Source organism: Kitasatospora sp. NPDC001175 (genome assembly GCF_053598215.1).
In genome coordinates this window covers 1-24,224 of the sequence record NZ_JBSFJU010000069.1, presented here as the reverse complement: position 1 = coordinate 24,224, position 24,224 = coordinate 1, and the positions used below count along the sequence as shown (strand labels likewise).

Here is a 24,224-nt window from a genome sequence, read left to right as displayed (position 1 = left end):
TTGTCATCACCTTCCGCAACGGGAGACACCTATGCACATCCGACACCCCTGGTTTGACCTGGGCCGCCACGACGACCCGAACCCGGACACCTCGCCGGCCACTGACTCGGACCCGGACGGCGCCGATTCGCTCGGCGACGCCGGGAGGCGCGCCCTCGACCGCATGAAGGCCGAACGCACCGAGGCGAAGCGTCAGCACGCCGCCGAGAAGACCCGCGCCGACGAACTCGCGGCCCGAGTCGCCGAGTTTGAGGATCGCGACAGGACCGAGCTGGAGCGCGCGACCGCCGCGGCCGAGGCCGCCGCCAAGCGGGCCGCGACTGCGACCGCCCGCGCCGTTCAGGCCGAGGTCAAGGCGCTCGCCGCGGAGGACTTCGCTGACCCCAGCGACGCCGCCGCGTTCCTCGACCTCAGCGCCTACGCCAGCGCCGACGGCGAGATCAACACCGACGCCATCGCCGCCGACCTCACGGCCCTGCTGGAGCGCAAGCCGCACCTCGGCCGCCAGACCGCGCCGACGGGCCCGCGCCCGGACCTGTCGCAGGGCGCCCGACCGCCGGCGCCTCCGACCGACTTCCGCACTGCCGACCGCGCCGCCCTCGATGCCGAGCTGTCCCGGCACGGCGTACGGCTCCGCTCGTGATCCGTGTCCGGGCCCAGCTCGGCGACGGCCGCACCTCGATCGAGGTAACCGGCCACGAGGAGCACGCCGAGGGCGGGCGGATCTGCGCGGCAGTCAGTGCCATCACCCAAACCGCCCTGCTCGGCCTGCAGATGATCGCCGAGCAGTACCCGGACCTCGTGTCCGCCGAGATCACACAGGAGAGCTGATGACCCTCACCACCGCACCGTGGTTCCGCCTCGACCGGCACGCCGTGCGCCCCATCCTGCCGGCCGCGATCCAGGCGATCATGCAGAACGGGCTGCTTGACCGCACGTTTCAGGAAGCCCTGCGGCCCGAGTTCCTGTTCCCGGCCCTCGCGGACTCCCACCCGTGGCAGGGCGGACTCGGCGACACCACCACGTTCACACGCAAGGGACTGCTCGCGCCGGCCACGACTCCGATCACCGGCTCGGACCCGAGCGCGTCGACGTACAGCGTCGAACAGTGGTCCGTCACGATGGACCAGTACGGCAACAGCATGGACACCAACATGTTGACCAGCTCCATGACGCTCGCCTCCAAGTACCTCGCGGACGTGGCGACGCTGGGCATCAACGCTGGCCAGTCCATCAACCAGGTGTGCCGAAACAAGCTCTACGCCGCGTACGCTGGCGGCCGGACCTGGGCCACCTCAGGCACCAGCGCGAGTACCTCCCTGGTGGTGCAGTCCGTGTCTGGCTTCTCCACCGTGCTAGTCAACGGCGTGCCCACCCCGGTGAGCGGCGCGAACCCCCTGAACGTCACCATCGGCGGCAACGCGAACACCGTCACCGGCGTCAACACCTCCACCCTCACCCTGACCCTGGGCACCGCGGCAACCGTCGCGGCCGGCGCCGCCGTCGTGTCCTCGACCGCCCCGGTCAGCATCCGGGCAACCGGCGCGAACTCGGCCTACGACCTCACCTCGGCCAACTTGGCCACCTTCCAGATGTTCCGCTCCGCCGTCGCCCGCCTGCGGAAGATGAACGTCCCGACGCTCGGCGGGTACTACGTTGCCCACATCGACGCCGACACCGAAGCCGAACTTTTCTCCGACCCCGACTTCAAGCAGGCCCTCCAGGGCCGGATCGACAGCCCCGTCTTCCGGGACCTGTCGATCGGCCGGTTCGGCGGCATCGACTGGGTGAGGAACCTGGAGACCCCGACCGTCCAGGGCGGATCCTCCGGCAACCTCACCGTTCACCGGCCGATCGTGCTCGGAGCTACCGCCCTGACCGCGGCCCCGTTCGAGAACATGGGCAACCTCCTGTCCGGAACCGGCGTCGAGGACGTCCCCGACATCGCGATGGTGGACGCCGCCCCTGGCGTACAGGTCGCCCGTATCGTTCGGCCGCCGCAGGATCGCCTGCAGCAAGTGCTTTCCACCACCTGGTCCTACGTCGGCGACTTCGGCGTCCCGTCCGACTCGCTGACCGGCGACAGCGCGCTGTACAAGCGCGCCGTGATCGTTGAGCACGCCTGATCCGGGAGGAGACCCGATGCGTATCCGTGTCCTGGCCAACGCCCGCGTGTACTGGGATTACGCCGTGCACGAGCTCCACGAAGGGGCCGAGCACGTCGGCGAGTTCGCCCGCCACCTGGCGCACACCGGTGCCCCGGTCGAGGTCATCGAGCGCGACCCCGAACCGGCGCCGCCATCGCCCGCGGTCGAGGCCACCGGGCAGGATCCGGCCCCGCTGGCGCAGACGCTGCCGGACGGCGCGCTCACGGTGCCGGAGGGGCTGGAGATCGACGGCACAATCGATACCGTCCTCGGCTGGGTCGGCAGCGACCTGGCCCGCGCCCGGCAGGCCCTCGACCTGGAGATGGCGAAGGGCGACCGGGCCCGCGCCACTTTGACCGGCCGCCTAGACGCCCTGCTCCAGGGCGCCGAGTAGCAGAGGGGGCCAACTGTGACCACGCTGCCGCCGCTGGCCCAGGTAGCGGATCTTGAGGCCGCGATGCAGCGCACGATTGACCCGATGCAGGGGGCCCTCGCGATCCGCCGGGCCTCCGCCCGCGTACGCCGCTACACCCGGCAGACGATCACCTTCGTCTCCCAGGAGACGATCATCCTGCCGGGCGGCGACCGGGTGTTGCGGCTGCCGGACCGGCCGCTGATCGTGGACGCCAACAACCCACTCACCGTGGTGGAGTTGGCCGACCTCGGCGGCGTCCAGATCACCTGCATCGAAGGCAGGGACTACCTGCGCCTCGGCGACGAACTCACCCGCGGCTACCCGTGGTACGCGCCCGGCCGCCTCATGGGCTGGCCGCGCCGCAATCTCGGGGTGTGGGCGCCTCGGGTGCAGATCACCAACAGCCACGGCTACCAGGACGTCCCAGACGACATCGAGGACGTCGTGCTCGACCTCGCCACCATGAACCTGACCAACCCGCAAGGGCTGCGACAGGAAGTCATCGACGACTACAGCCGCACGTTCGCGAGCGAAACGATCGGCGGCGCCGTCCTCACCGACGCCCACAAAGAGGCCCTCGCGCCCTACCGCGTCGAGCTCACCTCGGTGAGGCCGTCGTGAGCAGCCCGCTGGATCAGGTCCTCGCCGCCGGCCGACTCGCACACCAGCAACTCATGGTCGATGCCTGCACGATCACGCGCCCCGGGACGCCCACCCTCGACCGCACCACGAGCCAGCTCACCCCGGGCCCGGCCACGACCCTTTACAGCGGCGCCTGCCGGGTGAAGGCCCAACGGGTGCCGCGCGACAAGCACGCCTTCGAGCGGCTCACCGTCACCGCCCGGTACGAGGTTGCGCTGCCGTTTGGTGCCCAGCCCGCGCAACCGCTCCGCGTCGGGGACCAGCTGACCGTCACCGCATCCGGGGATGCCCGGCTGATCGGACAGGTCATGGCCGTGATGGCGATCGACTACGGCAGCACGGCGACCGCTTGGCGGCTGACCGTCGAAGGCATCACGTAAGGGGGTGACCGGTGCCGACTCCGGCCGTACTCCCGCACATCGACGCCGTCACGGCATCTCTGGCAGCAGCTCAGCTCACCGTCTACCTCGGCGGGGCACCGCAGGGTGCCGCACCGCCGTACGCCGTCCTCTACCCGGACGCCGGCATGCCAGTACGGGCATCGCTCGCCGACGACCGGACCACGTTCGTCGGCATCGTCCAGGTGACCGCGGTCGGCGCGACCGCCGAGCAGGCCCTATCCGTCATGGACCGGGCCCGCGCCGCGCTCGACGCGCCCCTGCAGGTGGCCGGCCGCGTCTCGTACCGGCCCGAAGCGCTGGAGGGGACCCCGGTCCAGCGGGACGACGACGTCACCCCGCCCGTGTACTACTCCGCGGCCCGCTGGCGGCTGCGGTCCATCCCCCAGTGAGGAGAGTTTCCGATGGCCCTGTTGTCCATCCAGACCATCAGGCCGGGCGGCATCACCCCGGCCTATGCCGCCGCGTCGGCCACCGGCGACAAGGTGTCCCTGAACGCCCCGAACACGTTCCTGCACGTCAAGAACGGCGGCGCATCCAGCATCACGGTCACCGTGACCACCCAGAACAACTCATACAAGGGGCTGACCGTCCCCGATAGGACCGTGACCGTCCCGGCCAGCGGTGAGCAGATGATCGGCCCGCTCGATCCGTCCCTGCACGCCGACATCACCCAGCAGGCGGCGATCGGGTATTCGGCCGCTACCAGCGTGACCGTCGGCGCGTTCCGCATCTGACCCCGAGGAGGTACCGACCATGGCTGATCTGATCAGCGACGGCAACATCAAGGTGAGCTGGGTCCCCAGCATCGCCACCGTTCAGTCTCCGACTGCGGCGGAGCTGAACGCCGGGTACGACTGGACCCAGCGCCTCACCCCCGACGGGTTGAAGGCCGACCCCACGACCGCCGAGGTCAACACGTCGAGCCTGGCAAGCACTTTCGACACCACGGTTCCTGGCCGCAAGAGTTACGCGGCCGAGATCACGTTTAAGAGGGGCACGACAGCCCTGGAGGACCAGCCGTATACGACGCTGTCGTACGGCGTGACCGGGTTTCTGGTCGTTCGGCGCGGTACCCCGTTCGCGACCGCGTACGCCACGGGTGACCGGGTCGAGGTGTACCCGGTCGCCGCCACCGAGCCGCAGAACGTAGCGCCGACCGCCAATGAAGTGCTCAAGGTGACCGTCAAGCTGTCCGTGACCTCGGACCCGGCCACCCGCGCGATCGTGGCCTGATGCCGGACATCAGCTCACTTCTCGATGCGGCGACGCCGCGCGAACTCGCGGTCCGGGTCTGCCTGGACGGTGCCGCGGCGGCGCGGGAAGCCGAGCTGCAGGCCGAGCTTGACCAGCTCGGCCCGTGGCAGCCGTCCTCGCTTGGCGAGACCAATCCGGGCGCCGTACTGGCCGAGCAGATTGCCGCGGTCCGCGCCGAAGTCGACGCGGCCACCGTGGAGTTCCGGTTCCGCGCCCTTGGGCACCTGGCGTTCTCCGATCTGCTGGCCAACCACCCGCCGGCGTCCGGCAGCCGTGACCTGTACGCAGAAACGTTCCTTCCGGTTCTGCTCGCGGCGTGCTGTGTCTCCCCGACGCTCAGTGCGGGCCAAGTGCGTCAGCTGCTACAGAAGGTCAACCACGGCACGGCGACGTGCCTGTTCGATGCGGCCCTGGCTGTGAACGAGGAGCCCAGTCCGCTCCCTTTCTCGTAGAGCGCCTGCGGGATCCGCGGTTGCCGTACCGCCGTGAGCTGGAGGCCGCGCGGTCGTGGGGAGTGCCCCGCTCAATCTTGCTTGGCCGGGCGCCGGGCCCGGGTGAGCCGCTTTGGCTGCCAGAGGATCGCTGGTGGGCGCTCGCCCTACTGGAACTGGAGGCCGGCAACTGCCGGGACTGCGGGCACCCGCTCGCCGAAACCACCGCTGCCGAGCACGAGTTCGGTTGGGACGCGTCCGTGGTCCGCTGCCACGCCTGCGCGGCCGGGGCCCGCCGGGTCGGTGCCATGCAGGAGGACGGCACCCGGCCCGAGGGCCTGCAGGTCAGCATCTACCGAAGGGAGAACCGGCCGTGACGCTCATCATCACTGGCCTGGACGCGCTGATTGCCGACCTCGGCGCCGCTCCGGCCCGGCTCGCCGCCAACACCCGCAAGGCGATCACCGTGACAGCCCGGACCATCCGGGACGACGCCCGCCAGCGGATCAGCGGGCACCCCCACCTCCCCGCCTACCCCTACTCGATCACCTACGACGTGCGCGCCACCGGGACCGGCGTCGAGGCCGAGATCGGCCCGGACAAGGACCGGAGTCAGGGCCCGCTCGGAAACATCGTCGAGTACGGCACGTCGAAGAACGCCCCGCTGCCGCACCTCGGCCCCGCCCTGGACGCCGCCGCCCCGGACGCCGAGCGCGGCGTCTCCATCGCGGTGCAGGACGCACTGCGCTGACCCCTCCCGACAGGAAGGCACCATGACCAAGCACACCGCCGTGCCCGCGCGGCTGACGTTCGGGGAGATCGCGGCCCGGATCCAGCGTCCCCGCCGGATCGTCGATCTCGTTCTGGACGCGGAGGCCGCAGCCGAGATCGAGGGCCTGGAGGATCTGCTCGGCCGCCTCACCCGGCCCGGCGTCGAGCGGCCCGAGGAGGCGGAGGCCGTGGCCGCGCGCCTGCACGACGCGAGGACGGCCGTCGAGGACTCCCAGGTGGCGTTCACGCTGCAGGCAATCAGCCACCGGGCGTACCAGGACTTGCGGCGCGAGCACCCGGCAACCCGCGAGCAGATCGAGAACGCCAAGAGCCGCGGCGAGGCCGAGCCTGCGTTCGACCCTGACAGTTTCGCGCCGGCGCTCGTCCGGGCCCAGCTGCTCGATCCCGCACCGGCCGACGAAGCCGAGTTCATCGCGTTCTGGCGCGAGCTGAGCGACGGCCAGCTGTCCCGCCTGTGGAGCGCGGCGCTCGCGGTCCAACTGCAGATCACCACCCCGTAGCGGCCAGCAGCCGCCCGCCTGATGGGAGGCTGCCGTGGCCGACCGCACGGTGCTCGTCCGAGTCACTGCCGACACCGCCGGATTCGACTCCCGCATGCGGTCGTCGGCCACTGCCGCCGGCGCGCTGGAGCGGGCTGCGGTCGGCGCCGGCCGGGGCACGCGAGGTCTGGCGGCCGAGGCTGGCGGCGCGCAGGCCGGACTGTCCGCACTCGGCAGCAGCGCGCGAGGTGGCGCGGCCGGTGCGCGCGAGGCCGAGCAGGCGGCCGGGGCAGCGGCCCGCGGTGTCCGCTCGCTCGGCAGCGAAACTCAGGGCGCCAGCGGCCTGTTCGGGCGCCTCGGGTCGGCCGCGCGCGACGGCATGACCTCGGTCCGCGAGGGCATCGAGGGCGCGTTGGAGTCCGCCACGCATCTGGGCACCATGCTGGCTGGTGGCGCGCTGCTGTACGGGCTGCACGACATCATCCACGCGGGCAACGAGTACAGCGACGCCATGCAGAAGTACGGCGAGGTCACGAGGGCGAGCGGTGCCCAGATGGCCGCCGCCGGCCGGGAAGCACAGGCCCTCGGCAGCGACATGAAACTGCCGAGCGCCAACGCCGCCGAGGCGGCCGAGGCGATGACCGAGCTGGCCAAGGCTGGCCTTTCGGCGGAGGACGCCGTGAAAGCGGCCCGCGGCACGATCCAGCTTTCAGCCGCCGCCCGGACCGATGTCGCCACCGCCGCGAAGATCGAGGGCGACATCATGGACCAGTTCGCCATGAAGGCTGACGACGCGTCCAAGGTCGCCGACGTTCTCGCCAACGCCACCAACTCCGCCAGCGGCGAGCTGATGGACATGTACTACGCGATGAAGTACGTCGGTCCGACGGCTCATTCGCTCGGCATCAGCATCGAGGACACCGCAACCGCGATCGGCCTGCTCGGCAAGTCGGGCATCATCGGGGAGACCGCGGGTACCAGCCTGCGCGGCGCCCTGGTCAACCTCGCCAAGCCCACCGCGGAGGCGAAGAAGGGGCTGCAGGAACTCGGGATCGAGGCGTTCGACAGCCAAGGGAATTTCAAGGGCCTCGAATACGTCATCGACCGGTTGCATGATGCACAAGGACGTCTGACTCAGCAGCAGTTCACGGCCGCCGCAGCGATGGCGTTCGGCAAGCCAGCTCTCAGCGCGATGACCGCGCTGGCTCATCAGGGCGGACCGGCCTTCGAGCAGATGGCGCTACAGGTTGGCCGAGTCGGTGGCGCGGCTGCCCTCGCGGCGGCCGAGTCGAAGGGGCTCGGCGGTGCGATGCGCGGTCTCGGCAAGGAGATCTCGTCAGCGTTCCTGCAGATCTACCTCGCCATTTCGCCCAGCCTGGAGAAGATCACCCGCAGCATGTCCTCCGGCGTGTCCGCGGCGATCCCCTACATCCAGCGCGGCATCAAGACCGCAGCAGACCTGTGGGCGATCTACGGGCCGAGCGTCGAGCACACTTTGCAGGGCGCCGGAGCCGGGATCGCTCGGGCGGCTGGCGCCATGGCGGGCCCGGTGAGTACGGCGGTCACCGGGTTTGCGACACGGGCTATCCCCCTGCTGGCCGCCAGCCTCGGGCAGGCTGAGCGCATCTTCCAGAACGCCGAGTCGGCCACGGGTCCGCTGCTGAGTGGCCTGCGCGACCTCTACACCTCGGTGGTGTCCGGAGCCGGGGCCCTCGGTACGTTCACCGGCCGCGTGCAGACCGGGATGAGCATGCTCGGCGACCTGTCCGGCGAACTCCGGCCGCTCGCGGGAATCGTGGGCGACCTGGCCCACGCGTTCGCCGAGCTGCCGGGCCCAATTCAGCTGTCGGTCCTCGGCATGATCGCCATGAGGCCGTTCCGCCCCCAGATCCAGGCCATGCAGGATGCCGTCGTCGGGTTCGGCCGGTCCGGTGTCGAGGCGTTCCGGGGTATTGGCGACGCCGCCCTGTATCAGCGGGTCCTCGCCGCCGGCGCCGGGCAGGAACTCGGCCGATTCGGTGGCTACATCGCCGAGTTGGAGCGCCGGAGTCCCGTCATTGCCAACATGGGCTCGGCGTTCCGCGGCGTGTACGAGACGCTGCCGCCGACCGCGACCGGCCTGGAACGGGTTGGCGGTGCACTGCGCGGTGTCGGTGCGGCCGGCGCTGTCGGCGCCCTGGCCGGACTTAAGAGCGCGGCCTCTGGGCTCCTCGGGGTGTTTGGTGGCCCGTGGGGTCTGGCCGTTGGTGGCGCGTTCGCGATCCTCGACATCTTCGCCGAGCACCAGAGGGCCGCTCGGCAAGCCGTCGCTGACTTCACCCAGGCGATCCAGAAGGACGCGGGCGCCCTCGGAGAGAACAGCCGTGCACTGGTCGCGCAGAAGCTGGAGCAGGCCGGCGCGCTCGATACCGCTCGCCGGTACGGCATCGAGCTTGGGGTGGTCGAGCAGGCCGCCCTCGGCAACAAGGCGGCGTTGGACCAGGTGAACGCGGCGCTTCAGGCGCACGCCACCCACCAGGAGGTGACCACCCGCGCCCAGTACGAGGCCGGCACGGCCACCACGGTGCTGAACAGCGACGCCCGCAAGCTCTGGGACACCCTGTCCGGGACCAGCGGCGAAGTGGCCAAAGCGAGCCAGGCGTACCGGAATCAAGCTGAGGCGACGAGGGGCGCGGCCGGCGCCGCGGCGGACGCCACCAACCCAACCGGCAGGCTGCAGGCCGCGATCAAGACGCTCGGCGATTCCGCGTCCGACGCTGGCACGAGGGCCCGTGCGCTGCACGATGCTCTGCAACTGCTGAGCGGGGGCGAACTGGACGTCGAGGCAGCCACCGCGCAGATGAACCGGTCCATGCTCGACCTGTCCGCTGCCTGGCAGGCAGGCGTCGATGAGAGTAAGGGGTACGGCGCCGCGCTGCTGCAGGTGGACGGGTCACTCAACACCACCACGGAGAACGGGCAGACGCTCTGGACCAAGCTGCAGTCGCTCAACGAGCAGACCGCGGCTGCCGCGCAGGCGACCTTCGACTACGCAAAGGCCAACGGTGACAGCGTCCCAACCGCCCTGGCCAAGGCTGAGAAGTCCATGCAAGGGGCGTGGGAGGCGGCGGTGACCGCAGGCGAGAAGTTCGGCCTCACTGCGGACCAGGCCGCCAACCTCGCGGCGCAGATGGGCTTCATCCCGTCCAGCCTCGCGATCACCCTGTCGACGCCGGGCCTGGACGACACGGCGCGCGGACTGCTGTACGTGCAGGGTTTGGCCGGTCACCTGCCAGCGGGGGCAAGCATCAAGGTGTCCGCGCTGACCGCCGACGCTGTCAAGGACCTGGAGTCGGTGGGGATCAAGGTCAAGGAGATGCCCGGCGGCCGGCAGATGGAGATCACGGCGCCGACTGGTGACGCGATCAAGGAGCTCGATGCGCTGATCGCGAAGAAGATTCCCGGTAAGACCGTGGTGGTCGACGCGCCGACGCAGGCCGCGATCGCCGCGCTGGAGGAGATCAAGGCCGAGCTTGGCTCGGTCCCGGCCGGGAAGTCGATCACGGTGCAGGCGCCGCCGGCCGAGGCGATCCGCCAGCTCCGGGACATCGGCTACACGGTCGATGAGCTGCCGGATCACCAGGTCAGCATCACCGTGCCAACTGGATCCCCCATTTCGAACCTCAACGCCATTCAGGACCGCGTGGACAACATGCGGGACGGCAATGTCACGGTGCATGTCCACTACGACATGCCAGCCCCCGGGCACATGGGTGAGGCTTTCGCCAACGGCGGGATCACCGGGTACGCCGCGGGCGGCATCACGGCGGCGGCGGACGGCCTGCACAACCGGCAGGCCGGAATCTCCAACCGGGCGATCCTGTGGGCGGAGGCCGGGCCCGAGGCGTACATCCCGCTCTCGCCGTCGAAGCGGGCCAGGTCGACGCAGCTCCTCGGCCAGGTCGCCACCGAATTCGGCTACCAACTCGTCCCGTCGACCGCGGGGTTCATGCCCGCGCGGTCGCTGGCCCCGGTCGGCGCCGCACCGGCTGCCGCATCGTCGGCGCCGGGCGGCCGACCGCTAACCATCGAGCACTACTACGAGGCCGCCGGGTCCTCGGCCAGGTCGACGGCCGAAGAGTTGTGGTGGCTCAGCAGGACGAGGGGGTAAACGGATGCCTCGGCCGCCTGTTTCCTGGCTGGGGTCCCAGCCCGGGGACCTGCAGTACGGCACGCTGCTGATGGGCACCGGCCGTCCCTGGTATCTCGCTGGGGACGCGCAGGTGACCGGGTGGGAGTCGATGCCCGCGCTGGACTCCGGCACGACCCACCGGGCCCACCAGCACGGTGCTTACCTGGGTCGGCTGTTGAGCCAGACCCGGATCGTCAGCGCCGACCTGGTGGTGCGGGCGGCGCCGGGCGGCATGGACGTGGTGACGCGCCAGCTGGCCGCTGCGATGCCGGTGTCCGACACCGAGCAGCCGCTGATCCTCCAAGTCGACGACGTACCGCGGCTGGTGTGGGCCAGGGTCCTGCGCCGGGAGATGCCGATCACGGGTACGTGGAGGCTCGGCGTCGGCCGGGCCTCGGTCCAGTGGGAAGCGACCGATCCGCGCCGCTATCAGATCACCGAGCAGACCGCGGCTACCGGCTTGCCGCAGCCGGAGTCCGGCCTCCAGCAGTGGCCAGCCGACACCGGGATCCGCAACCTGGTCTACAACCCCTCGGTGGAGGTGGACCTCTCCAACACCTCGGCGTACGGCAGTTCGCTGACCCGGACCCGGATCACCACGGACGCGCAGTCCGGCACCGCCTGCCTGCAGCAGACGGCGACGGCGGACACGACGGCCGGGACGACGTGGCTGATGGAGCCAGTTACCACGGCTGGGGTCACGGTCCAGGTCGGGGCGTGGGTCAAGACCTCGTCGGCTACGGCGATGCGGATCGTGTGGCGTAACGGCGGCACGACCATCACCACGGCTGCCGCCGGCACCACCACGGCCGGGACCTGGAGCCGCGTCAGCGCCTCGTACACCCTGCAGCCTGGCGACACGGTCGACCGCGTCGGGGTGTACGCGATCGTCACCAACGGGACGACGTGGCTGACGGACAGCGTCCAGGCCGAGACCGGCCCGACCCTGCACGCGTACGCGGATGGCAACTCTTCAGGCTGGTGGTGGGACGGCGTGGCGCACGCCTCCACCTCCCGCACGATCGTGCCCGGGACCGGCCTGAACTGGGGCAGCCCCGAAGGGTTGGTCTGGGGTACGCCGGGCAGCACCGGGGACGCGCTCGCTGTCAACTCGGGTGACGCAGCGACACCTATCGTCATTGACATCACCGGGCCAGTCACAACGCCCTCGGTCACGATCGGCGGCCGGGTCCTGGAGTACGCCGTCACCCTCGCCGCTGGCGAGACGCTGGAAATCGACACCTGGGACGGCAGCGTCCTGCTCGCCTCGGGGCAGTCCCGGGCGAGCACCGCCACGACTCGATCCGCGCCTGAGCAGTCCATCCGCCTGTCCCCAGGCACCACCACCATCTCCTACCGCTCCCTGGACGGCGCGCTGACCGCGAGCACCGCCACCGTCCGCTACCGCTCCGCCTACTGGTAACCCTGGAGGGCCCGTGACCGTACGATCCGCCTGGCACCTGCCGACCGGCCAGACCCGCCAGGACACACGCCTTGCCCCCCTGGATACCCCGACGCCCGTCACGGAAATGACGAGCCGCTCCGGGCTGATTCCCGGCGGCAACCCCTGCGTGCTGACCGGCTCGGGGATGACCGGCACCATCGGCGTTGGCCGCGCGGTGATCCAGGGCACGGCCAGTCAAGGCGCGTACCCGGTTGCCGTGACGGCCCCCGAGACGATCACCGTTGCCAACGGGCACAACAGCCTGCCCCGGATTGACTCGGTCTTCCTGGTCGCCTACGACGCTCTCTACGACACGTCCGGACTGACCGCCGCTGCCGTGGTCTACGTCCAGGGCACCGCCGCAGCCACCCCGGCTGCCCCGACCATCCCGCCGACCGGCACTGCCTACATGAAGTTGTGGGACATCGCGGTTCCGGCGGGCGCCTCGGTGTCTGCGCCGATCAACTGGTCCACCGCGCTGACCGACCAGCGGCAGTACACCGTCGCGGTCGGCGGGATCACGCCGTCCGGGAGCGCGGTCGGTGCTTACGTCGGCCAGTACCGCGACAACCCGGCATCCGGCACGCTGGAACGCTGGTCCGGCACGGCCTGGGCGCCGCCGTTGGGGGTCTGGCAGGCATTCTCGACCACGTGGGCCGGCGCAACCACGAACCCGTCCATCGGCAACGGCACGATCACCGCGAGGTACTGCCAGGTCGGGAAACGGGTCGACGTGGTCATCAAGATCGTTGGTGGCACGACCACTAACTACGGCAGTGGAACATGGACATGGACCACCCCGCCGGGCCTCCCGTTCGCCGCGCACTACTACTCCGGGCTCGGTGCCACGGTGGGTACCGCCTACGCGGACCGTTCGCCTTCCGCCGGTGCCGGGCCGTCGCTGGTCTGGGTCCAGGACAGCACCCACGTGAGGGCGTTCACGACGGTGGCGTCCACCTCGTGGTCCGATTCAAACCCGTGGGTTCCGGTCACCACCAGCATCAACAGCTACAGCCTTGAGTTCACGTACGAGACGCCGTGAGCATCGAGTACTCGCTGACCGTCTGTGACCTGGTCACCGATCGGTTGATCGACCGGCTACCCATCGCCCAGGTCCAGTACGAGGACTACATCGGCCGCACCGGGACTCTGACCGGCACCATCCCGATCCCGGACTCGGCGACCGCCCAGCGGGCCCGCGCGGCACTGATCCCCGGTCGGACCATGGTCTACCTGACTGACTCAGCCGGGACGATCGCGTGGGGCGGCCCGCTGTGGACCGCCACACCGACCCGGGACGCGCGCGGCTACCTCACATGCCCGGTCCAGGCCGGCACTCTGGAAGGCGTCCTCCGCAGCCACCGGATCGCGTACGACAACCTGACCTGGACCGCGACGGATCAACTCGACATCGCCCGCGGCCTCGTGGACTACGCGCAGGCCCAGCCCGGCGGGAACCTCGGAATCGAGATCGACCGCACCCAGCTCTCAGGGGTCACAAGAGACCGCACGTACTCGAGTTACGACCTACCCCACATCGGCGACTTGCTCGACCAACTCGCCGCCGTCGGTGGTGGCTTCGAGTGGCGGATCCAGCTCTACACGGACACCAGCGGCGTCCGGCACCGGGCCCTGCGGCTCGGCTACCCGATCCTCACCGCAGGCTCGGCCGACGTCCTTCTGTCCAGCCCGGGTGAGATCACCGCGTACTCCCTGCCGCAGGACGCGGGCGGCATGGCGACGACATGGCAGAGCCGCGGCGCGTCCAGCCAGGACGCCACCGGCAACAGTGTCCCGCTGATGTCCGCGCTGCAGACCAGCCCGGACCTGATCGCCGCAGGCTGGCCGCGCCTGGACGGCAGCAGCGACTACAGCACGGTCTCGGTGCAGGCCACCCTCGACGGCCACGCGACGGCCGATCTCGCGCGGGCCCGGCAGCCGGTCACCATCCCTGCCGTGAGCTGGCTGCGGCTCGACACGGCCAGCGTGCCCCCGCTCGGCAGCTACATCCGTCTCCGGATCGCCGACGACTGGTTCACAGAGGGCCTGTCCGCCCGCTACCGGCTGGTCGGACTGCGCGTCACCCCGGTCGAGCGCGGCCGGGCAGAGTCCGTTGAGCTCTTCCTGGAGGCAGCCTGATGGCACCACACGTCCCCGAGGACCTGATCACCCGTATCCAGGCCCTGGAACGCGATCTCCGCGCTCTGCAGGGCCGGGTGAGCACGCGGGCCGCGATCAGCACAATCCTGGACGCGCTCGGCTCGATCGTCCTCGCCCCGGATCCGGCCGGCGGCCTCGCCCGACCCTGGACCACCTACACCGCGCCGGCTGCGGACTCGATGGCGCTCTGGCCGTCCACCACGGCCGGGACCTGGACGACGATTGCCCGCTCGCGCGGCATCGTTCAGCACCCGGCTCTGATGATCCGCGCGTCTCTCGGCGCGGATCCCGGTACGACGGGCCAGCTCCGGCTCAGCGTCGGTGGCACCCCGGTTGCGATTGGCCAGCCCGGAGCCGACCTGATCGCCACGGTGCCGATCGGCGCGCCCGTCGGCACGGAGGTCGAGTTCACGTTGGACGCCCAACGGGTCGGCGGCTCCGGCACCGTGTACGGCGTCGTCCGCTACCTCTACGGCGTCGCTCTGCCCCCGCCCCCACCCAAGTAGGAGGCTCCCATCTACACCATCGGCACCGTCAGTGCCCAGACCACCGACGTCCTCGGGCCCATGCTCGACCAGCTCGCCGGAACGGAATACCGCGCCGGCCGCGCCGGGATGCCCGCCCCGCCTGTCGCCGGACAGCCGACGGCGTACGGCGAACTGTGGCTGATCGCCACCCAGCGCCCCCAAACCGGCAGCACCGCCGAGTGGATCGTCTGGGCCTGGACCAGCACCGACATCCCTGGCTGGCCGTGGTCAACCGACAGCTACACCGGCGGCATCCGGGCGGCGTCCGACGTCGCCCACGCCCTCCAGGCCGCTGGCGCCACCGTCGTACTGCGGCACTACGCCGGGTTCGGCGTCACCACCACCACGGCCGAGACCATCCCCCTCACCTGACCCACCACACACCAACCGCCCCCGCGCCGCCCGGCCGGGGGCTTGTCATTCCCAGGAGGAATTCATGCAGCTCGTGACCCGAGACCAGCTCGGTTGGCCCCCGTCAGCCGCCGCCAGTCAGCCCACCACCCTCGGCACCAAGATCCACTACGAAGGCACGCCGGTTTCCACCGACCTCCTCAGCGACCACAGCGCCTGCATCCAGGAGTGGCAGGACATCCGCGCCAGCCACATGGCGAACACCGCCGAAGGCTACGTGGACGTGGCCTATAACTTCGCCGCCTGCCCCCACGGCTACGTGCTGGAGGGACGCGGGCTCGGGCGAGAGACTGCCGCCAACGGCAACCAGCCCCTCAACCACGCTCACTACTCAGTGTGCGTCCTGGTCGGTGACGAGGGCCTGACCCAGCCGACCGATGCCCAGCTCAACGCCGCCCGCGACGCGATCGAATACCTCCAGGCCAACGGAGCCGGGGACGAGATCAAGGGTCACCGCGACGGCTACCCGACCGACTGTCCCGGCGACCTCCTCTACACCTGGGTCCAGCAGGGCGCACCCCGGCCCGGCGGGGGATCCAACCCGTCCCCCTCGCCCGCCCCCGCTCCGGCTCCAGCTCCGTCCGGACCCGCGTGGCCCGGGGAGTACCTGCGCGCCCAGACCCCGATGATCCACGACGACACCGCGCGTGCCTGGCAGCAGCGCATGTCCGATCGCGGCTGGCGCATCACCGTGGACGGCTGGTACGGCCCCGCCTCGGCCGCCGTGTGCCGCCAGTTCCAGGCCGAGAAGGGGCTGACCGTGGACGGCATCGTCGGCCCCGACACCTGGGCCTGCGCGTTCCGCACCGACAACGTCACCAACTGACCCCCGCAAAGAGGAGATGCCAATGTCTGACGCTTCCCGCCGCACCGCCCGCACCGTGCTGCAGGTGGTTCTCGGCCTCGCTGCCGGCCTGCCCCTGCTGGTCCACGACGCCGGTCTGCCCAGCGCCCTGCCCGGCCTCGGCGCCGCCCTGGCCGTGGCCACCGCGGTCACCCGGCTGATGGCCAGCCCTGAGGTCGATGCTCTGCTGCCGTCGTGGCTGCGGACCGCGCCCGCGAAGGCACCGCTGCCGCCGATCGTCCCGGCCGAGCCGGCCGTCCAGGCCCCGGCCGTACCGCCGGCCCCGCCGGAGGCTCCGTGACGACCGCTACCCCGCCGGACGGCGTGTACATCTCGCCTGCACAGACTCACGCGGAGGTGAGGCGCATCGCCGACGGACAGATCCGCATGGAGGCCAAGTTGGACGCCATCCTCGGCGACCAGCGCGAGCACCGGGAGACGATCGCCGACCACGAGCAGCGCATCCGCCGCCTGGAGAGTGCCCGGTGGCCGCTGCCGACGATCGGGGTTCTCGGCGGTCTCGCCGGAACCGTGGTCGCCGTAATCGCCCTCATGCGCCCTTGAACACGCTGCCCCCGCTCGGCTTCGGCCGGGCGGGGGCGACCTGCGTTTTGCACCGGTCCAGCTTCTTCGGAACTGGTAGCCAACTCCGTGTCGGCTGGTACGTTGAGAACAGCCTCCACTGTGCCGGTGGGGGCTTTTGTGTCGCTCAGGCTGCCTTCAAGCGCGCCACCTCGGCCGCCCGCTGGTCGAGCTGCTGTACCGCTCGCAGGCCCGCGTACGGGGCGATCTCAGGCCGGAGCGTCCGGAAGTGTTCATCTCCCCGGGCCGAGCTGATCGTCACGTAGTCGTCGAGGAATGCGTTCCACGTCTCCGCGGCGGCTTCGACGTGCCGCATCTTCATCTGCCGGCGCGCGAGCAGCCCGTTCGCGTGCACCCTGCCCTGTTTCTCGTTCGTTGGCCGGGCCCGGTTCGACGCGCGAAGCGCCCTGACCGAACCGGCCTGGTCTCCGAGCTCCCACAGCACGTGAGATACGTGGAAGTGGTACGCCGCCTGGTCGTAGCCGCCTACGGCGTCATTCCGACCGTCGGCCCTCGACAGGGCGTCTTCGGTCTCGCGCAGCCGGGCGAACGCCTGCCGTTGGTCCTTCACCATCGCTGCCCCGTGGGCCTGTTGGCCGCGCAGGAATGCTGTCAGACGCGGGCCAGCGGCCGGGGCAGCCTCGGCGGCGCTGTCGGCCAGCTCCAGCGCCTTCGGGCCGTGCCCAAGGCTGGAGGCTTGCAACGCCATCCCGCGCAGGGTCCGGCAGTAGGTGATGTGGTCACCAGCTGCCGCCGCCAGTTCGAGCGCCCGTAGGTAGTAGCTCTGCCCGAGGCCGTGCGCGGTCTCGTACATCGCCATCCACCCGGTGAGGTAGGTCAGGTCGGATGCGGCGGCGAGCATCTCGGATTTCACCCGCTCCGGACCGGAGGCCTGGAGATACGGGCTGACGGTGTTGACCAGGAAGGCTGCCGCCATCGGTCGGGCGTGGCCGCCGCCGAGCTCGTCCAGGATGTCTGCGATGCGGTCCGTCATCGTCCGCACCGTCGCCACCTCGGCCGTTCCGATCCGCACTGTGCGGCCGGCCGCCTTGTCCATCACTCCCTTGTCCAGCCGACCGGCAAGGTCCGAGTACGCCGGGACCATTAGTGCAGCCGAGTACAGGCCAGCAGCGAGCACTCCCCGGCGGGACGGGTCCATGTCCTGCCTCCCGAGATCCACGATGCCGGACACCGTGTCCGGCCACTTTCCGGTGTTGGTCGCGCGGCCGAAGCCCGCCTGCTCGGACGTTACCGGCCGCCGCAGCTTCCGTGAGAGCGCCTCGCAGATGAGGGGCTGCACCCGCTGCCGGGGGATGGTGCCGGAGAGCCAGTGCGAGACCGCCGACTCGTCGTACGACAGGGCAATACCCGCCTCACCGCCGACGCGGTTCACTTCCCTGGCGAGCTGCCCGTTCTTCCATTTCGTCTCTGCCAGAAGGGCAGCCAGAGCTTGGTTTGGTGTGCGCTTCCGTGGTGCCGTCACGGTCGCCTCCCGGAAATTCAAGGCGTTCAAGGTTCTACCCAGCATGGACCGTTCTCACCATGAGCGGGGAGCGGTTGACTGAACGTCACCAGCAGGAGCCGGAGGGGAAACCGCCGTGACTACGACTACCGAACCAGGTACCACCACGGACACGCCGTCCGGCACGCCGAGTGCCGACACTCCGAAGAGTCAGTTGTGCCGGACCTGCGGGGCTGAGAACGTGCAGCTGCACTTCGACTCTGTGGCGCCGCCGGAACGCGTCAGCGACCTGGTGGTGCGCGATCGGGGCCGCTGCATCTCCTGTGTGGTGCACGGCCGGTGAGAGTCGCGCGAACGTACGAGGAGTACAAGGCCGATCGGCGCCGCCAGCTGCTCCCGCCGGACGGCTGGCGTCCGCTAGACGACTACGACCCGGCCGCCGCCGACAAGGTGCTTGGCCGCCGGGGCGTCCCGAGCGGCTTCCCGTTCTGCGAGTGCGGAGCCACCAACTGCCCCGACACGGGCGCCTACCAGCTGAACATCTTCCGCCGCCCCTGAGAGAGCAGCATCATGCCCGCAGCCCCCGGCATGGCGGGTGACCGAAGACTCCCACCTCGGCCGAACGTTCTGCGACAGACCTATGGCCGAGGCGGGGCACGACCCTGCGCCGCAATGGTGCGGGACTGACCTTTCGTGAAAGGAAGGACCTCCTATGTCCAACGACATTCCGGTCAACAACCTGACGCGGCGGCTGGACCACTCGGTCCCGGACGGCGTCTTCGAGCCGGAGGCAAGCGTCGAGTCCCTGACGCGGCGGCTGGACCACTCGGTCCCGGACGGCGTCTTCGAGCCGGAGGGAACCGAGGCCTAACCGCAGTTCCGAACTGATGCCGGCTAGTTGACGGCATGGGCGGGTCGGCGCGGGTGATCATCCGGGCCGACCCGCCGCTCGGCGTCGCACACACCCCAATCAAGGAGAGTCCGCATTGAAGACCGCCATCGCCACTCGCGTCCCCGCCGGCTCCTTCTTCGACCTCGACCGGAAGGACCCGGAACTGACCCGGCTCCGCGAGGAGGGCGCCGACTTGGCTCTCCCGTTCGCCCTGATGGAGCGCCTGGTGAAGTCGGGCACCCCCTACGCTGCGCACGCCCGCGCCCTGCGCAGCGACAACGTGACCGTGACCGGGACCAACTTCGACTGGTTCGACGCCGAGCTTCCCTGCGAGATCGCCAACGAGATCAACCTGACGGACTACGAGATCGTCAAGCACACCGACGAGCGCCGCGCGGTGCTGACCCAGGCCCTGGAACGCCTGTCGCTGGTCCACCCCGACGGGTTCGCCCGCGTGCGGGAGTTCGTCCGGGGGCTGCTGTGGGTGGGCCTCAAGCCCGACGTCCGCACCTCCTCGCTGACCAGCTCCAGCGACCCGGCGCTCCCGTACGTCATCACGTTCTCCGACAAGGCTTCCCGCCACATCCCGCCGAACACCGTCAGCGAGCAGCCGTCCCACCTCTTCCTGGCGGAGAACATCCTGCACGAGGGCACCCACCAGTCGATCAGCTTCCACGTCCTCCAACACCAGGTTTTCGCCGACGGGTACTCCTCCAAGACATCCCCCAAGATCGAAATCAAGTGGCGGGCCGGGCAGGGAGAGGCCCGCAACCAGTACTGGGAGATCGACAGGGCCTTCCACGCGACCTGCGTGTACAACCAGCTGCTGCGGTTCCGCCAGGTCGAGTTGGCCCGCGACGACCTGACGCCCACCGAGCGCGCGAGCTTCCAAAACGCCTACGACGAGGGTCTGCCGGCCGTCCGCTACCTCATGCGCGAACTCGAACTCCTGAGTGAACACTTCTCCCCCCACGGGGTGGAGCTGCTGGCCGACCTGCGCCACCAGACCGACCAGCTGTAGTGCCACGCTGAGCAGAACCGAACGAGGGAAGGTCTAGTGCTCCAGCACCTCATCGACCAAGACGAGAGCCTGCGTATGGTCCCCACCAACCGGAACGAGATGACCACCGCGGTCGGCCAACTCCACGAGGAACTGCGAGCCTTGCCCGACGGAGACGACCCCGCTCGTGCTCGGCTCCTGACCAGGTGGATCGGCATCGGCCAGATGTGCCTGGGCCACCACGAGGAAGCCCGTACGTTCCTTCGGCGGTCACTCGACCTGGCCGCCGCGATTGGCAACAGCCGGGCCGTCGTCGCCACCGGGCTCAACCTCGGCGACGCGCACCGCTACGCCGGTGACGTGCAGACCGCGGACGCGCTCTACCGCAGCGCGCTGAACACCGCGCGAAGCCAGCACCCGGAACTTGTCGACTTCGCGCTTCAGCACACCGGCAAGCACCTGATGGAGCGAGGCGACCTCACGGGCGCGCAGGCCCACCTGCAAGAAGCGCTGCGGCTGCGGATCGCCAAGGGAGACGCCGGGCTGATCGAGTCCACGCAGGCCGCACTCGCCCGGGTGGAGCTGCTGATCGGCCGGGCCGACGCATCGGCGGTAGACGGCGCGGTACCGCGCCACTGGAGCAGTCGGTGGACCTCATGGCTCCAGTCCCACACCACGGCCCGGTCCCCGGCTCGGTGGGCAGAGGACTTCCCCACCCTCCGGGACACTGTGCGCAGGCTCACCGCACACCAGCGCGTGCACCCGTGCCACCTGCGTGATCAGTCGTTCCCCGCCGAGCTGATCGCCGCTATGGCGGAGGAGGCCGAGAACGCCGTCACCGCTGACGGATACCTCCACAATGGCAAGTGGAACGCGGCCGTCGGCGACGCCGCGAACCGCTTCGCCGAACAAGTCGATCTCGCCGCAGTCGTCTCGCGGTCCACCGGCCTGGACGTCGAGCGGCCCCACGCCGGCGTCTACATCGCCTACCTGGGGGAAGGGCAGTTTCTCGACTTCCACGTGGACGAGTTCGGCTTCGGCGAGGCCAACCTGATCCTGTGCCTCAAGCACGCGCACCTCACCGCGGCCCCCACCACCACGAGCTCCACCGTCTTCATCGGCGCCGACGGCTACCTCGAATGCGATCTCGCACCGGGAGACAGCGTCGTGTTCGACGGCGCGCTCACGCCGCACGGCCGGACGCCCCTCAGTGCCGGGGAGAGCGTCGTCCTCATTAGCTTCGGCTTCCGCGCGCGTGATCAGGCTCCGCGTACGGTCACCCACCTCCCTCCGGTCCCGCGCTGAGGACGACGTGCCATGCCCCGCAAACTCTTTCGATTCCTCGACTGGACCCTGACGCCGGACCGCGAGCCGGACGCGCCCCCGATCCAGCACTTGTACCGGTGCCTCGGCGAGGACGAGGACGGCAAGCCGTGCGGCGCCGAGGGCCCCGTCCACGAGGACTTCGCAACCGCGCAGAAGTGGCCGTTTGAGCACATCAAGGAACAGCAGGAGCACCGCAGCTACGCGCACGTCGCGGTGGTGCCCTGGCTCGCGGTGCCGAAGGAAGAGCCGTCGTGACGTCCACCGATGATCCGCAGGCCGAGTACCACGAGGTGGCCGAGCGCCGGCGCCGCGGACTCCCCGACCCGATCGCCTCGATGGTGGCCTACGTGCTGTCGAGCAGCTGCATCGCCGGCCTGGCCGCTTTCCTGCTCGTGTCCGCCCGGCGCCGTTGAGCATCCAGTCTGGTCCGCCAGGCGATTCGCAGATCCCTGGCAGACCGCGCACGCCCGGCCGTTCTCCTTCTCCCGGCCAGCCCGTGCGCACCCTCCCGCCCTGCCGACCGGCCGGCAGGGCGGGACCCCAGACTCCCGCTGCAGCCCCGTAGGCACGCCGGCGCAGCGGGACTCAGCCCCGGCCAGCCGCACACCCCCGAAGCGGCCGGCCGGGGCACCACCTGACCCGGCCGTGCGCTCCCCACAGCGCACGGCCGCTTTCAATTTTTCCAAGGAGGTTTCATAATTGGACCTCACCGCAGCCCCGGGGGGATGAGATACCGGAGCACGACCTGACCAGCTACATCCTGACTGCTGATGGGGTCTGTGACCCAGCGACCTACGACAGTCTCTCCGCCGCCCTCGATGCCCTGCGCGAGATCCTGGACGTTCTGCCGATTGAGCAGGGCGCCGCCTATCGGACGTTCCTCGCGGTGGATCACCCCGAGCGCGTCCGCGACTTCCTTGAGCGTGACGGCAGGCTCGTGCTGCCAATCACTCTGGGCAGACATGCCCGAGAGATCGTGTTGACCCGCACGTCAGCCTGAGAAGGCATCAGAGCTGATACTCACGCCGGGCGTACCAGTACATGAGCTGGGCCAGTGACCGCGAGCCGGTTCGCTCCTTCAGCAGGGCAACGTGCTTGGCGACCGTCCGCTTCGACAGCTCAAGGCCAGTGGCTATCTCCTCTTGCTCCTGCCCTTGAGCCAACCCGTCAAGGATGCCCCGGTCCAGCGGACCCAGCTCCACGCCTGGATCCCTACCGTCCCAGCGTTCGGCACGGGCCCAGTCCCGCTCGAATGCCGCCAGGATGGTCCGGACGACCCCCTCGTCCGTGACAAACAGAGCCTGCCCTGACACTTCGCCGTCGGCCGTCCGGACCGAGGTAACGGCGACGCGCCGATCGACGATAATCGCCCGGCCGAACGAGTTGCTCGTCCGGATCTCGGCGCCCCGCTCGGCCATCGTTTCGGCCCATCGCGCGGTCGGGCGGTCATGTCGGGCGCTGGGCAGGTAGAGGGTGCGCATCTTCGCCCCGCGCGCCAGCACCCCGAGGTCACGTTCGTAGCTGATCGCCAGGACGTGGGCTGGCCGGGGCCCGGTCGGCTGAGCGGTGATCAGCTCGGTCTGGCAAGAAGGTACGAGTACCTCCAGTCGGGCATTGATCTCCTCCAGGCCGACGACGCACTCGATGCCGTCGCTACTCCGGGTCGGGTGCGCCAGCCGGTACGCCGCGACGAGGTCGTCAAGCTGACTCGGAACCAGCTGAGCCTCAGCCATGCAGCGCGCCGCGGTCAGTTGGAGAGCGGACTGCCACTGGCGGGTTGCCTCGGTCGGGTTCAGCGCTGCGTAGTGGCCGTTCCCTTTGCGGGGGTCGGGAGCAACCAGGTCCGCATCGAGGAGGTGGTTCAGAGCGGTCGACGGCTTCTGCTGGGAGGCGCCGGAGAGGATGCGCAGGTAGAGCGCTCGGGATGCACTTGTGAGCACGGGGCGGGAGACCGTGATGTCCGATTTCAAACGTTGACCCCGATTCAATCGTGCACTCAAGTGCATTTTTCCGGAGCATACCGCGCCACTGCTTGATTCAAGTCGGAACGAACCCGAACACTGGTGCGAGCAATGATCGTTGCCACCCCCTGACACTTCCCCAGTAGCGAAAGGGGCAGCTCATGCCCATGACCCGCAGAGGCATCGCCGCACTCGCGGCCGGTGCTGCACTGATCATCGGGGCGGCACTCTCGCTCGGCGCCGCCGATCACGGCTCCGTTCAGCGCGTCGCCGACTCCGTCTGGACTGCGATTGCCCCCGGCGCCGCCCCGACAGCCCAGGCGCCTCAGCCGCCAGCCAGCCTCGATGACTCCGTTTGGACCTGATCTCGCCAATCACAACGCCCGGCCGACTCGCGGATGAGGCGGGCCGGCCGGGCTCATGAACCCCCACTCGGAGTGCCCGATGGAAGCGGGCGCTACGAGGGGGAACCTATGGGGCCGATGGTTGCTCGGCGCGTGGGAGTCGCGCTGGGCATCCTACTGACCCCACTGCCGCTCGACACCCCTCCGCCCGGCGGGGGTCGGCGGTCGGCGCCAGGGAAGACCTGACCCCCCTCTCTCCTGGCCCAACGGAGCGCCCCCAGCCGTGCAGTGCGACTGGGGGCGCTTCTCGTTCATCGCCCCCCTGACCTGGGATAACACCATGATCATTTAGGGGCTTTTTAGGGGTGGATCTTGTGTAGCGAGGGTGTAGCGAAACTGTCTGAGACTGTAGGCAAACCGCCGAACGAGAAACGGCCCGAGGTCTGGGATATCCCCTGACCTGGGCCGTTTCCTGTATCAGTACTGCTCTACGAGGTGGGCGCAGACGGTTTCGAACCGCCGACATCTGCTTTGTAAGA

General features: G+C 69.8%; 31 protein-coding genes. 28 read left to right on the top strand and 3 right to left on the bottom strand.

The window, feature by feature from the left end; genetic code table 11:
• The first annotated feature begins 31 nt into the window (after nucleotides 1-31).
• From ACWDAK_RS33360 to ACWDAK_RS33255, 22 genes are all read left to right on the top strand, one after another.
• Nucleotides 32-643 (top strand): hypothetical protein, encoded by a 612-nt coding sequence (locus ACWDAK_RS33360; protein ID WP_427392952.1) that lies wholly within the window; start codon nucleotides 32-34, stop codon nucleotides 641-643.
• Nucleotides 640-831: a ribosomal-processing cysteine protease Prp gene (locus tag ACWDAK_RS33355; RefSeq protein ID WP_427392951.1), complete on the top strand. Its 192-nt coding sequence runs from the start codon at nucleotides 640-642 to the stop codon at nucleotides 829-831. The genes ACWDAK_RS33360 and ACWDAK_RS33355 overlap by 4 nt, the downstream gene beginning before the upstream one ends.
• Entirely contained in the window at nucleotides 831-2,126 is a 1,296-nt protein-coding gene (locus ACWDAK_RS33350; RefSeq protein WP_427392950.1) for a hypothetical protein, read from the top strand. The genes ACWDAK_RS33355 and ACWDAK_RS33350 overlap by 1 nt, the downstream gene beginning before the upstream one ends.
• Nucleotides 2,127-2,142: 16 nt before the next feature.
• Entirely contained in the window at nucleotides 2,143-2,541 is a 399-nt protein-coding gene (locus ACWDAK_RS33345; protein ID WP_427392949.1) for a hypothetical protein, read from the top strand.
• Nucleotides 2,542-2,556: 15 nt separating this feature from the next.
• Nucleotides 2,557-3,183, top strand: a complete 627-nt coding sequence (locus tag ACWDAK_RS33340) for a hypothetical protein (protein ID WP_427392948.1) — start codon at nucleotides 2,557-2,559, stop codon at nucleotides 3,181-3,183.
• Nucleotides 3,180-3,584, top strand: a complete 405-nt coding sequence (locus tag ACWDAK_RS33335) for a DUF6093 family protein (protein WP_427392947.1) — start codon at nucleotides 3,180-3,182, stop codon at nucleotides 3,582-3,584. The genes ACWDAK_RS33340 and ACWDAK_RS33335 overlap by 4 nt, the downstream gene beginning before the upstream one ends.
• A gap of 11 nt (nucleotides 3,585-3,595) precedes the next feature.
• Nucleotides 3,596-3,994 (top strand): hypothetical protein, encoded by a 399-nt coding sequence (locus tag ACWDAK_RS33330; RefSeq protein ID WP_427392946.1) that lies wholly within the window; start codon nucleotides 3,596-3,598, stop codon nucleotides 3,992-3,994.
• 12 nt (nucleotides 3,995-4,006) lie between these two features.
• Entirely contained in the window at nucleotides 4,007-4,339 is a 333-nt protein-coding gene (locus tag ACWDAK_RS33325; protein ID WP_427392945.1) for a hypothetical protein, read from the top strand.
• A gap of 19 nt (nucleotides 4,340-4,358) precedes the next feature.
• Nucleotides 4,359-4,838, top strand: coding sequence for a phage tail tube protein (locus ACWDAK_RS33320; protein ID WP_427392944.1), 480 nt, complete (start codon nucleotides 4,359-4,361; stop codon nucleotides 4,836-4,838).
• On the top strand, nucleotides 4,838-5,311 hold the full coding sequence (locus tag ACWDAK_RS33315; RefSeq protein WP_427392943.1) for a hypothetical protein: 474 nt from the start codon (nucleotides 4,838-4,840) through the stop codon (nucleotides 5,309-5,311). Before ACWDAK_RS33320 ends, ACWDAK_RS33315 begins: the two co-directional genes overlap by 1 nt.
• A 62-nt stretch (nucleotides 5,312-5,373) precedes the next feature.
• Nucleotides 5,374-5,667, top strand: a complete 294-nt coding sequence (locus ACWDAK_RS33310) for a hypothetical protein (protein WP_427392942.1) — start codon at nucleotides 5,374-5,376, stop codon at nucleotides 5,665-5,667.
• Nucleotides 5,664-6,041, top strand: a complete 378-nt coding sequence (locus ACWDAK_RS33305) for an HK97-gp10 family putative phage morphogenesis protein (protein ID WP_427392941.1) — start codon at nucleotides 5,664-5,666, stop codon at nucleotides 6,039-6,041. The genes ACWDAK_RS33310 and ACWDAK_RS33305 overlap by 4 nt, the downstream gene beginning before the upstream one ends.
• A 22-nt stretch (nucleotides 6,042-6,063) precedes the next feature.
• The gene (locus ACWDAK_RS33300) at nucleotides 6,064-6,582 is read left to right on the top strand and encodes a hypothetical protein (RefSeq protein WP_427392940.1); all 519 of its coding nucleotides are present in this window, start codon (nucleotides 6,064-6,066) and stop codon (nucleotides 6,580-6,582) included.
• 34 nt (nucleotides 6,583-6,616) lie between these two features.
• A complete protein-coding gene (locus ACWDAK_RS33295) occupies nucleotides 6,617-10,711 on the top strand; it encodes a phage tail tape measure protein (RefSeq protein ID WP_427392939.1) in 4,095 nt (1,364 codons plus the stop codon).
• A 4-nt stretch (nucleotides 10,712-10,715) separates the two neighbouring features.
• A complete protein-coding gene (locus ACWDAK_RS33290; RefSeq protein WP_427392938.1) occupies nucleotides 10,716-12,155 on the top strand; it encodes a phage tail family protein in 1,440 nt (479 codons plus the stop codon).
• 106 nt (nucleotides 12,156-12,261) lie between these two features.
• The gene (locus ACWDAK_RS33285) at nucleotides 12,262-13,218 is read left to right on the top strand and encodes a hypothetical protein (protein ID WP_427392937.1); all 957 of its coding nucleotides are present in this window, start codon (nucleotides 12,262-12,264) and stop codon (nucleotides 13,216-13,218) included.
• On the top strand, nucleotides 13,215-14,315 hold the full coding sequence (locus ACWDAK_RS33280; RefSeq protein WP_427392936.1) for a hypothetical protein: 1,101 nt from the start codon (nucleotides 13,215-13,217) through the stop codon (nucleotides 14,313-14,315). Before ACWDAK_RS33285 ends, ACWDAK_RS33280 begins: the two co-directional genes overlap by 4 nt.
• Nucleotides 14,315-14,842, top strand: a complete 528-nt coding sequence (locus ACWDAK_RS33275; protein WP_427392935.1) for a hypothetical protein — start codon at nucleotides 14,315-14,317, stop codon at nucleotides 14,840-14,842. The genes ACWDAK_RS33280 and ACWDAK_RS33275 overlap by 1 nt, the downstream gene beginning before the upstream one ends.
• A gap of 60 nt (nucleotides 14,843-14,902) precedes the next feature.
• The gene (locus ACWDAK_RS33270) at nucleotides 14,903-15,235 is read left to right on the top strand and encodes a hypothetical protein (protein ID WP_427392934.1); all 333 of its coding nucleotides are present in this window, start codon (nucleotides 14,903-14,905) and stop codon (nucleotides 15,233-15,235) included.
• Between the two features lie 64 nt (nucleotides 15,236-15,299).
• Nucleotides 15,300-16,100 carry a peptidoglycan recognition protein family protein gene (locus ACWDAK_RS33265; protein WP_427392933.1) on the top strand — a complete coding sequence of 267 codons (801 nt, stop codon included), beginning with the start codon at nucleotides 15,300-15,302 and terminating at the stop codon, nucleotides 16,098-16,100.
• Nucleotides 16,101-16,122: 22 nt separating this feature from the next.
• Entirely contained in the window at nucleotides 16,123-16,419 is a 297-nt protein-coding gene (locus ACWDAK_RS33260) for a hypothetical protein (RefSeq protein WP_427392932.1), read from the top strand.
• The gene (locus ACWDAK_RS33255) at nucleotides 16,416-16,682 is read left to right on the top strand and encodes a hypothetical protein (protein ID WP_427392931.1); all 267 of its coding nucleotides are present in this window, start codon (nucleotides 16,416-16,418) and stop codon (nucleotides 16,680-16,682) included. Before ACWDAK_RS33260 ends, ACWDAK_RS33255 begins: the two co-directional genes overlap by 4 nt.
• A 145-nt stretch (nucleotides 16,683-16,827) precedes the next feature.
• Here ACWDAK_RS33255 and ACWDAK_RS33250 read toward each other — a convergent pair whose 3' ends face one another.
• A complete protein-coding gene (locus ACWDAK_RS33250) occupies nucleotides 16,828-18,228 on the bottom strand; it encodes a hypothetical protein (RefSeq protein WP_427392930.1) in 1,401 nt (466 codons plus the stop codon).
• 273 nt (nucleotides 18,229-18,501) lie between these two features.
• Here ACWDAK_RS33250 and ACWDAK_RS33245 point away from each other — a divergent pair, with 273 nt between their 5' ends.
• The 6 genes from ACWDAK_RS33245 (at nucleotide 18,502) to ACWDAK_RS33220 (ending at nucleotide 21,793) form a co-directional block, all read left to right on the top strand.
• Nucleotides 18,502-18,720, top strand: a complete 219-nt coding sequence (locus ACWDAK_RS33245; protein ID WP_427392929.1) for a hypothetical protein — start codon at nucleotides 18,502-18,504, stop codon at nucleotides 18,718-18,720.
• Nucleotides 18,721-18,874: 154 nt separating this feature from the next.
• Nucleotides 18,875-19,033 (top strand): hypothetical protein, encoded by a 159-nt coding sequence (locus ACWDAK_RS33240; RefSeq protein ID WP_427392928.1) that lies wholly within the window; start codon nucleotides 18,875-18,877, stop codon nucleotides 19,031-19,033.
• Between the two features lie 115 nt (nucleotides 19,034-19,148).
• The gene (locus tag ACWDAK_RS33235; protein WP_427392927.1) at nucleotides 19,149-20,075 is read left to right on the top strand and encodes a hypothetical protein; all 927 of its coding nucleotides are present in this window, start codon (nucleotides 19,149-19,151) and stop codon (nucleotides 20,073-20,075) included.
• Nucleotides 20,076-20,111: 36 nt separating this feature from the next.
• Nucleotides 20,112-21,359 carry a tetratricopeptide repeat protein gene (locus ACWDAK_RS33230; RefSeq protein WP_427392926.1) on the top strand — a complete coding sequence of 416 codons (1,248 nt, stop codon included), beginning with the start codon at nucleotides 20,112-20,114 and terminating at the stop codon, nucleotides 21,357-21,359.
• A gap of 12 nt (nucleotides 21,360-21,371) precedes the next feature.
• A complete protein-coding gene (locus ACWDAK_RS33225; RefSeq protein ID WP_427392925.1) occupies nucleotides 21,372-21,635 on the top strand; it encodes a DUF7848 domain-containing protein in 264 nt (87 codons plus the stop codon).
• On the top strand, nucleotides 21,632-21,793 hold the full coding sequence (locus ACWDAK_RS33220) for a hypothetical protein (protein ID WP_427392924.1): 162 nt from the start codon (nucleotides 21,632-21,634) through the stop codon (nucleotides 21,791-21,793). The genes ACWDAK_RS33225 and ACWDAK_RS33220 overlap by 4 nt, the downstream gene beginning before the upstream one ends.
• A gap of 293 nt (nucleotides 21,794-22,086) precedes the next feature.
• Here the strand turns inward: ACWDAK_RS33220 and ACWDAK_RS33215 are convergent, their stop codons facing one another.
• Together ACWDAK_RS33215 and ACWDAK_RS33210 are read right to left on the bottom strand one after the other, a co-directional pair.
• Nucleotides 22,087-22,344 (bottom strand): hypothetical protein, encoded by a 258-nt coding sequence (locus ACWDAK_RS33215; protein ID WP_427392923.1) that lies wholly within the window; start codon nucleotides 22,342-22,344, stop codon nucleotides 22,087-22,089.
• A 43-nt stretch (nucleotides 22,345-22,387) separates the two neighbouring features.
• The gene (locus ACWDAK_RS33210) at nucleotides 22,388-23,386 is read right to left on the bottom strand and encodes a LuxR C-terminal-related transcriptional regulator (RefSeq protein WP_427392922.1); all 999 of its coding nucleotides are present in this window, start codon (nucleotides 23,384-23,386) and stop codon (nucleotides 22,388-22,390) included.
• Nucleotides 23,387-24,224 lie beyond the last annotated feature (838 nt).